Origin of the sequence: Pelagibacterium montanilacus (assembly GCF_003992665.1) — a bacterium.
Taxonomy (GTDB): Bacteria; Pseudomonadota; Alphaproteobacteria; order Rhizobiales; family Devosiaceae; genus Pelagibacterium; species Pelagibacterium montanilacus.
On the sequence record NZ_RZMX01000008.1, the window covers coordinates 1 to 15,082 of the forward strand.

Below are 15,082 nucleotides of genomic sequence, written 5' to 3' on the forward strand. Positions count from 1 at the left end.
TAGCATTACAGTTGCATTTTCGGTTGACATCTGAATCCATGAGTTTCCATGATTCGGAGGTCATGGATGACAGGTGCATCGGTCGAGACAACGCTTGAACTTTGGGCGTCTTCGTTACGGGAAGTGAAGGCACGGCTGCGCCCGTTGTTCACCCAGGAGCGTGTGGCAGCTTCAGCGGGGCAGTTTTTGGATGGCCTGCTGGGGGACGAAAGACGCAAGACGGGCTGGATGCGCGCGGAAGCGGTAGGCGATCCTGGTCCATGGCGGCAACAGGCAATTCTGGGCCGGGGGCGCTGGGATGCGGATCGGTTGCGTGACATCGTACGCGATTACACGCTCGAAACGCTTGCGGATCCTGATGCCGTCCTCGTGCTTGATGAGACCGGCTTTCTCAAGCAGGGCAAAGCGTCCTGCGGGGTCGGTCGGCAATATACAGGTTCGGCAGGCAAGATCACCAATTGCCAGATCGGCGTGTTCGCCTCTTACGTCTCCCGGCACGGCCATGCCTTCATCGACCGGGCGCTCTATCTGCCGAAAGTCTGGACGGATGACCGGGATCGTCTGGCGGCAGCGCATGTGCCCGAACACGTCCGCTTTGCCACCAAACCCGCCTTGGCGCTCACCATGATCGAGCACGCCATCGCTGGCAATGTGCCGTTCTCCTGGGTGGCGGCCGACAGCGTCTATGGCGTGGGTGACATCGAAATGGCCCTCAAACGAGCAGGCAAGGGCTATGTGCTGGGCGTGAACGCCACCCATTCCTTCCGCTCATGGGACAAGTCGCTGGCCGTGGCTGGAACGGCAAAGGATATCGCCGAAGCCTTGCCGGAGGAGGCCTGGAGACGGCTGTCGGCAGGCGAGGGAAGCAAAGGCGCGAGACTGCATGATTGGGCCTATCTCGAACTCGCCGATCTTGACGCCGATGATTTCGACGCGGACTTTGCCGGCACCTGGACCCGCGGGCTGATGATCCGCCGCAACATCGCCGATGGTGACCTCGCTTTTTTCTCCACCTGGTGTCCGGCTGGGACGACCCTGGAGAAATTGGTCACCGTGGAGGGGCACCGTTGGGCGATAGAAGACAGTTTCGAAACCGCCAAGAACGAGTTTGGCCTCGACCACAATGAGACCCGATCCTGGCATGGCTGGCATCGCCATGTATCGCTCGTCATGCTCGCCTTCGCGATGGTGGCGGTTATCCGCCATCGCGCCAACGCCGTGCCGCCCCCAAAAACGATGCGGCCCGCAAGGCGCAAGATCGACAGTTGATCCGATGGTCGATTCAGGAAATCCGGCGCATCGCTACCCGCCTTGCTCGCGCGCACATTGATCCATCATCCATTATCGCATGGTCGCTCTGGCGACGAGCACATCAGGCCGCCGCTCAACGCGCACAACTCAAATCGAAAATGCAACTGTAATGCTAGGTCAGGTCATGACGGGAAAACTGGGTCCGCCTCAAGTTTGGAGGAGCAATGAACTTAGTAAAGAAGATTTTGCGCCGAACCCGCCAACCTAGTGGAACGAGCTTGGCCGATCCACTTCAGTCGCACGTATTCAGTTTTACCCGATCGGACGGTTCTTTTGATTACGAGGGCTATAAGAATGCCCAGGTGGAAGGAAACAAGGCAAAAATTACGAAGGTCTTTGCCGACGAGAGAACACTGCAGTTCGTGGCTGACTATTTGAGGCGAAACACAAGAACACTTAGAAACGGGATCTGTCACGGCACCCGCAGGGGAGTAGAGCAACGCTGGCTTGCGGAGTTCACGGGCGCAAAGGTCATCGGAACAGAGATATCCGACACTGCGGATCAGTTCGAGAGCACCGTCGAATGGGATTTTCATGAGCAAAAGCCTGAGTGGATCAGTGCCTTTGACTTCGTTTACAGCAATTCACACGACCACTCGTATGATCCTTCGAAATCAATCTCGACGTGGGTGGAACAACTGGCGCCAGGTGGGTGCGTTGTGCTCGAACATACCGACGCTCACCACCGGGCAGGTTCCCGCGCTATGGACCCGTGGGGTGTGCGCGCGGAAATCATTCCGTTCTTGATCGCGAAGTGGTCCAGCGGAAAGTTTTCTGTAACAGAGGTTCTGGAACCATCCTTTGCGAAGCCGGACGGCTCCAAGGTCTACCTACTTATCATACGTCCATGCGCGAAATCTAACTCTTCCTAACGCCCCGGAAAGAACAACCGTGTTCTCGGAAAATAATAGATCGTTCCCAGAAGCAACGTCCCCGGAAAAGCAAATTCTCCACCGACTTGTGCTTTGATCGACCAGCATGGGTGCTATGGGATTAGGGGGGGTAGATGGAGGGGAGATTCCTATTTTCGGGGAATGTGGTAGGATGATGAAAATCCAACCTAACGGGATGGCAATCTCTTCAATTGAGGGGGTGCCAGCATACACTAGAGGGAACGATGCTTGTAATACCACAGCGAGGGCGCGCATCTATATTTCGTCGACACCAGAACAAATACCTGCGCGAGTATGCGCAGATGCTAGCGCCGAGGGATGTTCTGAATCTCGGGGCAAAGCCAGATGCCCCGGACAAAGAAGGGCGGTCCTATGAGAGCTATTTTTCTACCTCTAGGTTTGAGACGATGGATCTAGGTGAGGCGGACCACCCAAGGCACCGAAAAGTTGACCTTATGGCGCTCCCGGAAGACATTGGTCAGTACGACCTCGTTCTAGCGATGTCCTTGGTCGAGCACATTGATAAGCCATGGGTGGCCGCACCAAACATCATGAGACTGGTGCGTCCTGGGGGTTACCTATATATCGCCATGCCCTGGTTCTACCCTGTCCACGAGGGGCCGTATTATGGTGACCATTGGCGGTCAACACCCAGCGGGATGGTACATTTGTTCGAAGGCATGGAGGTAGTGAAAACGGATTATTACCCCAGCAGTCTCGCCGCCGTCAGAGACAGGGCGACGTATTGGAACGACCCTAATAGCACAGCATCTGGCTTCTCAATGCTAATGAGAAAGCCAGAGTAGCCTTGATCTGTGTTGGGTACCATCGCGCCCATCATTCATCGGAACTGCTGTGCTGCCAGCGTCCATAGGCCGTCGAGGGCCATCCAGCCTCAATGTCGATTGCGTGGAGGGCAGAAGCGTCCTCAGCATCTTCAATCTGCCCGATCAGCCCAGCCTCGTGGTCAAAGCATCCCTGAACATGAGCAAGGGCAGCGGCAACGCACATGATCATGTTGGTGTTTGGCATGGCGCGGGGTATGCCGTCAGCGAATTTGAAGGTGGCCCCATCGGGACGCAGGCCCGCATTGATCGCAGAGAACGCGACGTGCAGGGCCTCCCGATCATCGCCGCGCCGGGTGCTGACGGGGATTTCATCCTCGCCTATCACAACGGTGACGCCGCTGGTTTCGACCCGCCAGCGCTTCTCGGCAAGGGCAGCGATCTTGGATGCGCGGAGGTCGTCAGCCGTGGTCGGCACATGGATGGCCCGCGGGCTTCGAAGATACCCCATCAACTCTCCCTCCAGAATGTATCGACCGCATGAAGACGGGACATGACGTTGTTAGATGTTTTGAACCGCCACTGGGGGGCGGTGCCGGTGGGCTGCCCGGAAACATCGGCCCCCCCCCGCACCTGTTTTCTCCCCAGCGTGTCGGTCAGGACGTACTCAAGGGTGACGGCAGACCAGGTTGAGCCATCGCGTGTGACCTCGATCTGATAGTCCGTGTTGATGGTTGGGCTCTGAGCTTCCTCGACCAAGCCGAGGATCTGAATTTCATCAGGGGGCGCGTCGGCGGTCAGGGGTTCGGATGCAACTGTGAGGTTGTCGGCCGAGGGAAGTGAATACGCCTCGGTCGGCGGCGAGAAGCTGGAGGTCCATCGGGCCACTCCCTTCGAAAGGCGAAGTTCATCTATCCACCCGTTGAGCGTAGTGGAGCCATTGTAAAAACTGCCAATGAACGGGCCGTTGCTCGCGCAACCATAGTTGGTGCCGTTCGACCACGTGCCCGCCAGCGATCCATCTACAAAGAGGGATAATGCGCCGCCTGTTTGAACCATAGCGACGTGATACCAGACGCCAGTTGCAAGCAACGGCCCACCACCAAAGCGCCACGAACCGTTGATGTAGGCACTGAATCGACCATCATTGATGCCCAAGAATGGAAAGGGACCAGTGCCAGTATCTCGGAAATCTACTACTGTGCCGCCGACAGAGGCAAACCGCACCCAGGCATCAATTGTCCAATCGCCAGTACCGAAAACGTAGTCCGCGCCTCCATCACCCCTGAGGGCGTCTCCCGAGCCATCAAACTGGATAGATGCAACGCCGAACTTTGATTGCGCTGTGTCGATCTGCACGTTGCCGCTCGCAGTCAGGCTTTTGTTCGTGCCGGAATCATCGGTGAACGTTGTCGAGCCGTTTGCGCCGTCGCCGTGAAGCAATAGCACCGTGTACTGATCAATGCCGTTGCTCTGGGTGGTCGGCTTTAAAAACCCGGCTTCCGACGTGTCGAGATTGGTCGCACCTGCCACATCGACGTAGTCGAGAGTGTCGAAATGGTCCACGAACCCATTCCCGTTTCCGCCATAGGCCCATGCGGCACCGTCCAGCTCCGCCAACTTCAGGGCTATCTGCGATATCTCGACGCCGACTTGCCCTCCCGTAGGGCTGCTCCATTGGGGACCAGACGCCCCCATGGTTAGCACCTGACCTTGGGTGCCTTTGGCGAGCCGTTGCGGGCCAGTTGCATCCCTATAGATGATGTCGCCATCGGTCGTGAGCACGCTGGCCTGTATAGCCCCCGTGATGCGGCTATCGTCGCCCGCCGCCACAGTGCCGGACGTGGTACCAACATCAAGGCCAGCCGATGCGCCGAGGGCAGGACGGTTGGTCAGCTCGTTATAGTCGGTAGTACCCGGAGGGCCCTCGGGGCCCTGTGGCCCTTCGGGTCCTTGAGGACCTCCAGGACCCTCCGGCCCTTCCTCGCCTTGTGGCCCTTGACCGAACGGAATTCCCTGAGACCACCCGGAGACACCCTCGCGGATGTAGAGCTCGCCCTCATCCGTAGCGAGAAAGGAAAATCCCTCGGGTTCCGCATCGTATGGCGAGCGCTCGGATAGCAATCCCGTCGCGTCAACGGTGAAGCTCTTGCCCTGGGGGCCTTGCGGGCCTTCGGGGCCGACATCCCCCTGTGGCCCTTGCTCACTTCTAGCTGCCAGAAGGTCCCAATCGGCGCTTGGCGGCTGGGTTGTGGTCGTGGTGTTGGCCAGGTAGGACGAACCCTCGTACTCAACCCCATCGTACTGTTCGTAAGCGCCTGCCTCCCACGGGCCCTGCCAGTTAATGCCGGCGCCGACTGGACCTTGTGGGCCTTGCAGCGCAGGGATCCACGTCCATTCCGCGCTCGAGGCCGGCGCACCTTCGTTGAGGACCGGCTCATTGCCCAGATTGTCCGCGATGTTCGAAAGAAACAGCGACCCTTCGTGTTCGACCAGCGCACGCAGCGGAAAGGACGTATCCGACACCCAGGCGCCCGACGGGATGCCGAGCTCGGCCGCATCGCCGGCTGCGCCGCGCCGGGACCAGGCCACCGAGATCTGCTCGCCTGCCCCCAGCACCCCGTCATGGGCGACATAGGAGACGAGGACGCGCCGGTAGCCGCCGGCGTCTTCCACCTCATCGACCACCGCGCCGAGATAGGCCGTCGAGGTGATCGAGCGGATGACGAGAACCGTGCCCGGGGACCAGAGGTCGACAAGCGGGCCGACCTGGCGGGTGTTGGCATCCACGTCGTCGATATAGATCTCGGTGACGGCCGAGGGATCGGCCGCATCGAGCGCGAGATTGCCCGGCCCGGGGTCGGCATCGCCCGTCTGCCCCACCAGGCGGTAAAAGAGCCCCTGGCTGTTCTTGTCGAGCACATTGATCGCCGCGCGCGTCGCGGCCAGCACGCGGGCCGTCTCGATCATGTCCAGGCTGGACTGGCTGATCGGCCAGATCTCGCAGGGGACATCATCGGCCGTCGCCCCGGCATAGGGCCGCGTCAGCTCGAATGTGGCGGTGTCGATCAGCTCTGAGAGGAAATAGACCTCCCCGTCGATCGCGACCAGCGAGCCGGCCGGCGCAACGGCCGCCGAGAGCGGCCCGCCGGTGTTGATCGCAACACTGGTCGAGCCGGTCTCGACATCGGCCGTGGCGGAATAGATCGTCGTCATGGGTTGGCGCCCCTGATATAGCCGGGCCGGATCACGATCGTGCCGGCATAAGTGGAGGAAAAGTCATGCGCTGAGTTGTCGATCGAGCAGCGGTTGGTACGCCGGATGTGCTTGCCGCCATAGCCGGGCACCCCGTGGCCAGGGTTGGTGCTGAATTCCTTGGTCTGGATATGCGCGGCGGCATGACCCAGGCGCGTACCGCTCTGCCAGTCTGAGCTGCCGAAGGTCCAGCCCCAGCGGGTGTAGCTCGACTGGCCCCACGGATCCTGGCCGGCACCACTGAGCCCGCTATACCCTCGATTGAAGTGGATCGACTCTTCTTCATCGGTCACTGGCGCAACGCTCTGGTAGCGGCGCAGCTTGACCTGGTTGCCGTCCAGAACCACCTCGAAGAGCCGGCGCCAGATTGCGGTTGCCTCCACAAGGCATGATCCGCCCGGCAGATGCACCCACTCTCCGTCCGCGACAAGCGGCGGCACGGGATCGTTGAGATAGGGATGGGGTGCCTTGGTGCGGGTGATGTTGATCCGAACGTCGAGGTAGCTGATCCCCGAAGGGACCTCGCCGAGGCTGATCTCCTCGAGTACGCGCTCCTCGGGCTCAATCATGGTAATCGTCTGGCAGGTGTCCCCTGAGAAACTTGGCGCCCAAGGGTTCGACGATGGGGGAGGGTTGAACGCCCGCTGATGGCCGTAATTGATGAACTTGGCGAAGTCGGGAAACGCGATCTCCTGACCCTCGATCGTCAGCCAGTCGCCCTCGGCCAGGAGATTGACCGGCGCGCGCAGGGTCGACCAGACGAGACTGGCGTCATCGGCCGCAACGAACACGTCACCCGTTTCGGGGTTGTTGTAGACCCTGCCCATCTAGAGCCCCACCGACACGAAGGGCGATCCGGCAAAGCTGCCGCCATAGCCGTCCTCTGTGACCGTCTCGCCTGCGGTGACGATCCGGGCGCGGCCGTTGTCGATGTCCACCGTCCGGCCGATATCGATCGCAAAGGGGCTGTCCCCGCTGCCCAGCTGGCGCAGATAGTAATGGCTGGTGTCGACCTTGCCGCGGCCGAGGACGATGGTCTCGCCCACCCTGCCAAAGAGCGGCAGCTCGGCATCGGCCTCGGGGACGTTGAAGACCAGCACCTGATAGGTTCGCGAGACTGCCGCAAGGCTGTTGTTGGACGCGTTGAACACCTCGCGCAGACCGACGATCGAGCTGGTCGAAAAGGGCGCGACGAACCGGTTGCGGCCGCCCGATGCCGTCTGCACCGCAACGCCCGGCATCACCATCCGATCGTCCCAGGCGACGAAGGCCAGGGGCACGAAGCCCAGATCGTGAGTGACCAGCGTATGCTCGGCTGCCTGGGTCCGCCCGGGCACGGCATAGGCAAGACCGGAATAGACCTGCGAATCCTGCCGGTTGAACCAGGGGGACGGCCCCCAAAAGGTTTGCCGCCCGGACAAGGCCGGATGATCGACGGTCACCGTCTGGATCGGCATGGCGAGCTGGTACTGGAAGAACGCCGAATGCCAGTAGACCCGGTCGGTGTGCTGACCGGGATCCTTGGCCGGCGCGTTGCGCGGCGCATCGAAATTGCCGATCGCCCCGCCGCCCGGAGCCTCATCGAACACCGCGACAACGCCCTGCGCTGGAAAGCCCCTCAACACGCTCATGACGACGACGCCCCGAAGCTGAAGAACCCGGTGAAGGGATCGATCACCATCTGCTCGCCCTCGATCAGGGCGTTGACGCGGATGACCCCGTCCACGAACGAGAAGGGGGAGACGACCTCCTCCCCCTCGCCACTGAAGAGGTAGAAACTGTCGGCCAGGACCTCGAAGGCCGAGACGATCTCTCCGGTTTCGTTGATCGAGGCCCGCAGCCGCCAGGCCGCCGGGGATACCTCCCCGTCACGCACGGCCCGCGCGCCTGCGGACACCACGGCGCTCGATTCCTCCTCGTCGACTGCAGCAGTGAGCGAGAAATAGCCATTGCCCAGATTGTCCCCGATCGAAGCCGCGACCTCGGAAATCTGCTGGGCGAAGGCCGCGCCCTGCTCGATCACGACCTTCTGGAGGTTGACCACGGCCGCCGAGGCCGAGCCGGCATGGACGTCGATGATCTCGATCTTACCCTTGGTCGTGGCGTCGAGATCCATCACCGCCAGCGCGAGCTGTTGGCCCATGGCCTTGAGCTCGGCCAGTTGCGCCTGGAGCGAACCCGCATCGCGGGCAGTCACCAGCCCATGAGCGTTGCGCAACTCCTGGCCGAGCGCCGGGATACCCAGATCATGGACCCATTCGGGCGGCAGGAACATATTGGGCAACTGTCCTTCGACAAATTCCCGCGTGACCCACGGCCCCTGCAGCACCCCGACCGCGGCGACCCGAACGATCAGGACCTGCGGCAGCACAGGCGCGGAGAACCGGTTCGCCGATCCGGCATAGACCGGCACCCAGCTGTCCCCATCATCATAGCTGACCTCGGCCAGGTACGCGCTCGCGCCCGATGAAGGCTGCCACGCACAATCGAGCACCAGACCCGGGTCTCCGGGGTGAAGCGCCGCGGTCAGCCCGACCATCGACGGGCGCGTCGGGATGACCGGCGGGAGCGCCGGCGGCGTCCAGGGCGCGGGCATCGGTTCGGTGGCATCGGCCGCATAGACTTCAGGCGCATCAATCACCGCCACGACATCCACCCGGTCGGGTCCGTTGGGCCGGGCCGAGACGACAAGCCCGTTAAACGGCCGGGTCTCGCCCATGCACACGATCACATGAGCCCGCTCCGAGCGGATGCCCGGCAGGATCGCGCCGAGCGCTCCCATCTGGCCCTCGACCGTGGCGCGGTCCGACGGGTCCAGCTCCAGGGTCCGCTCCTCCATTCCTTGAACGCGGCACGGCCCCCACTCGCGGCCGTCCCGGCCCCGAACAATGACATGGAAGTCCCCGTCCCCCATGCCGGCGCCAAGATCCCGATCGAGGGTCAATGCGTCCCCGGCCCGACCAACAAGCCCCATCGTCTCGACCGCTTCGATGAACGGATGATCGACAAGGATCGGATCACCCCGGACCAGCAGCTTGCCTTCCCATTCGGCGGTGAAGCCCACGATCTCGCGCTGATAGGCATTGATGGCCGCGTCGGTCACCGCCTCGCGCCAGGCCTGATCGTGGTCGGTGATCCCAAAATAGCGCAGCCGCGCCGGCTGTTCGGCTCCGATCGCCGAGAGCGAGGCCCGCACCTCGCGCGTATCCCAGACCGCCTCGTCGATATATTCGGCGACCACATGGTCGGGCTTGTCCTCGTCAAACAGCACCAGCTCGTGGGTGAAACTGCCCCGCACCACATTGCGCGGCGTGAACACCGCGCGCTTGATCTGCCGGGGTTCGAGCCGGGTGAACCCGATACGGCCGCCCAGGCGCACCGGCTGGGCCCGTCCGGCCTTCAGCACGGCCCGCAGCGCATCCGACAGCGTCCAGTCCCGATCAAAGATCGCGTTGAAGCTGTCGCCCCGCGCTGCCCAGACCGCGTCGAGCCGGACCAGTTCGGCCAGATCGAACTGGTCCGCACCCAGTCCCACCGAATAGTCGCTGTTGCCCAGAAGGTCCGCGGCGGCCCAGGCGATGGACCGGGTCTTCTGCAGGGCCCAGTCCCCCGCGTCCGGATCCCAGACGTCAAGCCAGCGCTCGGCCGTCACCCGCACCTGGCTGGCCGATGCCTGGCTCAGCTGCTCGTTGGCGCGGATCTTGATCGCGAGCAGCGTGCAGCCCGGTGGGGTCACATAGCCCGTCAGATACCCGCGCAACCCCACCCATTGCACGCTGTCGGACACCCGGTCGGAGCTTGAGAACGGAGCCGTTGCGAGCAATCGCACCTCGTAGCGCCCGGCTGGCACCGCGACAGATCTCGAGATGCGCTGGGGGGTCCGTGTCGAGCGCGAGACTGTTTCCTCGAGGACATCGGTCCAGATCCCGACCGGCGTGCCCGCATCATCGATTGCGCGATATTCGGCCCGGAGCGAAACCGACTGGCGGGCGATCTTGCCCTCGCTCGTGAACCTAAAGAGCCCGGCGGGAAAGGCGAAATCGATGGCAATCTTGTCGATCTCGGTGCCGGCCGGATTGACGACGAACGGCCCCAGCATCTCGGGTGGGTCCGGCACCGTCTGCCCGGCCACCTCGGCAGCCGTCACCACATTGGCCGGAAACAGGGACACGTCGTCGCCCGGCTGGACGATCTCGATCTCGAGATCGGAAAAGCTGGCCGAGTAGCCGCCCGCAGCGGTCCAGGCCTCGGTCTCCCCAATCCGGACGCGCATGACGTCGGCCTTGCCCAGCGTGACGGCAAAGAGCTGGTAGAGATACTGGTCGTTGCCCTCAAATTCCGAATAGGGACGGCTGGCAAAACGCGGCGCGAAGTCGAGCCGGCCATAGAGCACCGGCACAGCCTCGAAGGGCGTCGCGCGGTTGGACGCGGCGCGGACCGAATAGACCGCGTCGGGCGCTCCGGCATCGAGCTCGGCAGGCGGAGGAAAGAGCGCATTGAGCAGCAACGACCCGCCGGCGAGGACCAAGCCGGTGACCAGGGACGAGGCAATCGCCGATCCGGCGAAAAAGTTGGTGGCGACGAACCCACCGATCATCGGTGCGGCAACGGCCAGCGCCACGGCCGCGACAAGGCCCAGCACCTGCTTGCCGCCGCCAGAGCCGCCACCACCCCCGGGCACCGCGACAAAGGCCATGGCCTGACCCGCGCACACCCGGCGCACCGCCCATTGCCCCCGCAACACGGGCTCCCCGTCGAGCACCGCGATCGTGGGCAGGCGAAAGGCGAGGCCGAACCGCTTAATTACCTCGCCGATCGCCATCGGCCGGTCGAGCGCAATCTCGCGATCGGGCGTGCCGAACGGGCCGGTCATCAACAGGACGCGGCCGCCCGAGCAGGATACGGGCAGGTTGGAAGTCATGGGTTTTTCAGATCTTTACAGCGGAATATGAAATCGGAACTTGCGCCAGCCTTCGGCCTCGAGCTCGCAGAGCCGGCTGGCCACAACGCCCGTGCCTTCCAGGGCATGGACAACCAGCCCGCCATCCTCGGCGATGAAGGTGCCCAGGTGATAGCCCTGCAGGTGCCGCGCCATGGTGACGATCGCGCCGTCCTGGGGATGGGGCATTTCCTGCCAACGGCCGCGTTCGGGATGGATGGCAACGGCCGCCGCGATCGCCATGCGGCCCGCCTGAGCGGGCGCGGCGAAGGCCGGCATCTCGCGCCCGAACAGACCCGCCTGAAGCGTTCGGGTCAGGCTGTAGCAATCGAAGGAATCGGGGCCCTGCGCCCCGAGGTGGTAGGGCCGGCCAATCAGCCGGTTGATGTGCTCGGCGCGACCCAGGCTCATCACAGGCTCACCCCATGCAATCCGGGAAAGTCGTCACGATCGAAGCGCCGGCGCGGAAACGCCCGGTTGAGAAGGTCGACGAACCCCGCACTGCCCGAGAGCTGGAGCACCGAGGCCTTGACGATCTTCATGGTCAGCTGATCGACAATCATGTCGGGCGGCCCCGAGACCGCATAGTCCCCGGTTTCGAGATCGCGCACTGCAATCCACTGGCGAAAGATCACCTTGGCCGAGGCGCGAACCCGGGCCGCAGCCTGCAGCCTGGGCCATATGGTGCGCGGGACGTTGTCCAGCGACAGCTCGAGGGTCCCAAAGGCCGCTTCGCTCTGCTCGGGCAGGCTGATCCGCATGGCCAGCGGCTCGAAGGTCCTGGTCTGGCCGGCAAAGACCGGAGCGGTCGCCTCATAGGTCAGCGCCCAGCTCCTCTCGTCGAGCGCCACCCTGATCGTGTCCTGGTTGTCCTCGGCGTCCACGAACTGGGGATGGATCAGCTCGAGGGTCGAGACGGGATATTCGTCGGCCGGAGCCGATGCATAGGCTTCCGCCAGGGCTGCAGACCAGGGGTCGCTCATCAATAGTCCACCACATCGAGAACGACCGAGACCCGGTAGCGCAGGCCATGGCCCGGGTTCTCGCGGTAGCGCTCAAAAAAGCTGCACTGGCGCTCGCGATAGGCGCCGGCCGACCAGACCGGCATCAGGAACGGCTGGGTGCCCTGGACGAGCGGCCCATCCACCCAGTCCTTGAAGATCGCGAACTGGTCATTGCTCATCCGGATCGTGAAGCGGACCGTGGCGACCCGCAGCGTTCCGCGCGGCCGGGACCGACGCGGGCCGTCCTCGAACTCGGTCGCCAGCGGCTCGCGAAAGGGCGAAGCCTCGAATGTGCCGGCCAGCGGCGCATGCGGCACGCTCTCGGGCCAGGTCTCCATCATCAAACCCCCTGCCGGCGCAGGCCGTAGGTCTGGCCCATCACCGTGTCGAGCCGGCCCTCCCCGATCGCGCCGGCGACGGTGCCCACGATGATCCGGGTGAAATCCATGCCCTGCCCATCCCGGCCCGTCTCGGTCCTCACCGGCTGGCCGGAATGGTTGTGGATCTCGATCCTGGGCGCGGCACCGCCTTGTCCGGCGCGCACCGGGCTTGCCAGCTTCTCGACCACAGCCATCATCGAGCGAAACATGGCATCGGCATTGTCCATCTGCCGGGGGGTGAAGATGCCCTCCCCGTCCTGGGCCACAACCATGCGCTCGCCGCGGTTGAGCCCGCCGATATGGAACCGATCGAGCCCGGCCGTCTGTGCCGGACGCATCCCCGGGGGATTGCCCCGCCCCACCATCCATCCGGCATGGGCGACCGGGGTATAGCCCAGCCCGGGCGTATAGGCGACGCTCTGCCCCCCGATCATCGCGCCACCCCCGCCCATCAGGCCCGAAAGCATGCCAGAGAGCGGTCCGGTGATGCCCTGGCGGATCGAGAGCCGCAGCAAATCGGCAAGGATCGAATCCACGAGCGACTTGAAATCGGCCTCCCCGGTCTGAACGAGGCTCACGATCGCGTCCTCGGCCGAGGAGAACGCGTCGGTCCAGGCGCTCGCCACGTCATTGGCGAAGTCCCGGTTGCGGCCGGCAAGGTTCATCATCCCGAGCTGGAAGCCCGCCGCCCAGTCGTTCTGGGCTTCCAGCCGTCGCCGGGTCAGATCCTCGATTGTCCGCGTATACTCTTGCTCGCTCAGGATTCCACGCTCGCGGGCGTCGTTCACCAGATCGAGCGCCTCGGCATATTCGGCTTCCGTGGCGCTCGCTTCGGCGCGCTTGATCACCACCTCGCCCACGGCGCGATTGTAGGTCTCCTGGTCGATCAGGCCCCGCCCAAGCATGGCGTTGAGGCTTTCCATGGTGGCCGCATATTCCTCACCGGCTGACCGCAGGCGCGCGATGAGCTGCTCTGCCTGTCGCGCCAGCTGGTCGATCTCGGCCCCAGTGCCTGGCGGCAGGAGCTCGGGGCCGGGGCCGCCGGCACCCATGGCCATTTGCTCGGCCTTTCGGTTGACGGCGCGCTGGAGGACCTGCTGGTCGATTTCCGAAAGCTGGTCCTGCATGGCCTGCAGCTGGTCGCGCCGGGCCTGAAGCGGGTCGTTTTCCGGCGTTCCGCCCCGAAGCCTCGCCGGCACCCGCTCGAGATCTGCAATCTCGGCCTGGATCTCGGCCATGTTGGCGCGGATCTGGTCGCCGCGCGAGGCCAGACCCCGTTCCGAGAGCTGGTCGACCGCCTTGAACCCGTCGATCAGTTCGGCGGCCGTGCGTGCCACCGTCGCCAGCAACTCTGCAATCCCGAGGACCACGGGCGCCAGATCCATGAACGCGGTCTTGAGCTGCACGTCGATCACCTGGCTGAGGGTCTTGAACTTGTCCTCGACCTCCTGGGCTCGATCAAAGACATCCTGGCCGATGACGAGACCCAACTCCTGGGCTTCGCGTCGCAGGGCCGATATCCGGTCGGTGCCGGCCTCGATCCAGGTGAGAAACGCCTCGCCGCCCGAATCCCCGAAGATCGTGCGGGCAATGTCGATGCGGTCGGATGCGGCCAGCCCTTCCATGCGCGCGATAATGTCCGTGAAGAGCTGATCGGTATCGCGGAGCCCCTCGCGTACCTCGACCTGGCTGAACCCCAGCCGTCGAAACGCATCGGCGGCCGAGCCGGCCCCGTCCCTGGCAAAGGCCGATGCCTGCACGGTCATGTCCCGAAAGCCCTGGGCTACCGACTGCTGGTCGGTATTGAGGTTCTGCGCGGCCCAGCCCAGCTCCTGATAGGCTTCGACCCCGAGCCCTGCCCGCGTCGCGTCCGCATTGAGCTCGCCCAGTTCGTTGGCCAGTTGCACCACATGGCGCGTCGCCATGGCCAGCCCCCCAACGAGCCCGGCGAGCCCCAGGCCCAGGAGCCCCCCGCGCGAGAGCAGCCGGCCCAGCCCCCCGGCTTCGCCTGAGAGCTGCCGCAACCCGTCCTGGGCAGCGCCGGCCCCGGAATTGACGGCGCGCAGGGCGTCGCTGGCCGGGCGACCGGCCTTCTCGATCGATTCGAGAGCGCCCTTGCCCTCGCGCCCGAATTGCTGGAGGGCGCGAACCGCGATCTCGCGGTCCTCGACCGAAAGCCTGATGCCGACGTTCTTGCGATTATTGCTCATCGTCTTTCTCGTTTACGGCCGCCACAAAGCCCCGTTCGCACGCCATCAGAAGATCCTCTGCATCCTCAGGCTCGAGCCCTGCTCTCACCAGTCTCTCGACCGCAGGGCCAAGCTCGACGCCCACGACGCCCAAGCCGGCGCTGCGCACCCGCCAGCACATGTCCTTGAAGATGCCCCAGGCCATGCGCCCCGCATCGGTTCGGGGCGCGTGAGCGGCATAGCTGCAAAGGGAGAGCCTGTCGGTCGCACACGGCGCGCCGACCTGGGCGCAGCCGGCGCAATAGTCGGCACCGCGTCCCTTGCCG

The 15,082-nt window shown here is 63.9% G+C and carries 13 protein-coding genes; 3 read left to right on the top strand and 10 right to left on the bottom strand.

Annotated elements, in window-relative coordinates; translation table 11 throughout:
• Window positions 1–48 precede the first annotated feature (48 nt).
• From EO136_RS02130 to EO136_RS19070, 3 genes are all read left to right on the top strand, one after another.
• The gene (locus tag EO136_RS02130; RefSeq protein WP_127142641.1) at window positions 49–1,269 is read left to right on the top strand and encodes an IS701 family transposase; all 1,221 of its coding nucleotides are present in this window, start codon (window positions 49–51) and stop codon (window positions 1,267–1,269) included.
• 206 nt (window positions 1,270–1,475) lie between these two features.
• Complete coding sequence (locus tag EO136_RS02135; RefSeq protein ID WP_127142827.1) at window positions 1,476–2,183, top strand: class I SAM-dependent methyltransferase; 708 nt, start codon at window positions 1,476–1,478, stop codon at window positions 2,181–2,183.
• Between the two features lie 428 nt (window positions 2,184–2,611).
• On the top strand, window positions 2,612–3,010 hold the full coding sequence (locus EO136_RS19070) for a class I SAM-dependent methyltransferase (RefSeq protein ID WP_425466582.1): 399 nt from the start codon (window positions 2,612–2,614) through the stop codon (window positions 3,008–3,010).
• 31 nt (window positions 3,011–3,041) lie between these two features.
• On the opposite strand, the gene EO136_RS02145 is transcribed toward EO136_RS19070, so the two are convergent.
• From EO136_RS02145 to EO136_RS02190, 10 genes are read right to left on the bottom strand one after another with little or no spacing between them, the layout of a single operon-like run.
• A complete protein-coding gene (locus EO136_RS02145) occupies window positions 3,042–3,500 on the bottom strand; it encodes a DUF4376 domain-containing protein (protein ID WP_127142829.1) in 459 nt (152 codons plus the stop codon).
• Window positions 3,500–6,205 carry a LamG domain-containing protein gene (locus tag EO136_RS02150; protein ID WP_127142830.1) on the bottom strand — a complete coding sequence of 902 codons (2,706 nt, stop codon included), beginning with the start codon at window positions 6,203–6,205 and terminating at the stop codon, window positions 3,500–3,502. Before EO136_RS02150 ends, EO136_RS02145 begins: the two co-directional genes overlap by 1 nt.
• Window positions 6,202–7,071: a hypothetical protein gene (locus EO136_RS02155; protein WP_127142831.1), complete on the bottom strand. Its 870-nt coding sequence runs from the start codon at window positions 7,069–7,071 to the stop codon at window positions 6,202–6,204. The genes EO136_RS02150 and EO136_RS02155 overlap by 4 nt, the downstream gene beginning before the upstream one ends.
• Window positions 7,072–7,875 (bottom strand): hypothetical protein, encoded by an 804-nt coding sequence (locus EO136_RS02160; RefSeq protein ID WP_127142832.1) that lies wholly within the window; start codon window positions 7,873–7,875, stop codon window positions 7,072–7,074.
• Window positions 7,872–11,165: a host specificity factor TipJ family phage tail protein gene (locus tag EO136_RS02165; RefSeq protein WP_127142833.1), complete on the bottom strand. Its 3,294-nt coding sequence runs from the start codon at window positions 11,163–11,165 to the stop codon at window positions 7,872–7,874. The genes EO136_RS02160 and EO136_RS02165 overlap by 4 nt, the downstream gene beginning before the upstream one ends.
• A gap of 15 nt (window positions 11,166–11,180) precedes the next feature.
• Complete coding sequence (locus EO136_RS02170) at window positions 11,181–11,594, bottom strand: NlpC/P60 family protein (protein ID WP_127142834.1); 414 nt, start codon at window positions 11,592–11,594, stop codon at window positions 11,181–11,183.
• Window positions 11,594–12,166: a DUF1833 family protein gene (locus EO136_RS02175; RefSeq protein WP_127142835.1), complete on the bottom strand. Its 573-nt coding sequence runs from the start codon at window positions 12,164–12,166 to the stop codon at window positions 11,594–11,596. Before EO136_RS02175 ends, EO136_RS02170 begins: the two co-directional genes overlap by 1 nt.
• A complete protein-coding gene (locus tag EO136_RS02180) occupies window positions 12,166–12,528 on the bottom strand; it encodes a hypothetical protein (protein WP_127142836.1) in 363 nt (120 codons plus the stop codon). The genes EO136_RS02175 and EO136_RS02180 overlap by 1 nt, the downstream gene beginning before the upstream one ends.
• On the bottom strand, window positions 12,528–14,777 hold the full coding sequence (locus EO136_RS02185) for a phage tail tape measure C-terminal domain-containing protein (RefSeq protein ID WP_127142837.1): 2,250 nt from the start codon (window positions 14,775–14,777) through the stop codon (window positions 12,528–12,530). Before EO136_RS02185 ends, EO136_RS02180 begins: the two co-directional genes overlap by 1 nt.
• Window positions 14,767–14,961, bottom strand: a complete 195-nt coding sequence (locus tag EO136_RS02190) for a hypothetical protein (protein WP_127142838.1) — start codon at window positions 14,959–14,961, stop codon at window positions 14,767–14,769. Before EO136_RS02190 ends, EO136_RS02185 begins: the two co-directional genes overlap by 11 nt.
• Between the last annotated feature and the right edge of the window lie 121 nt (window positions 14,962–15,082).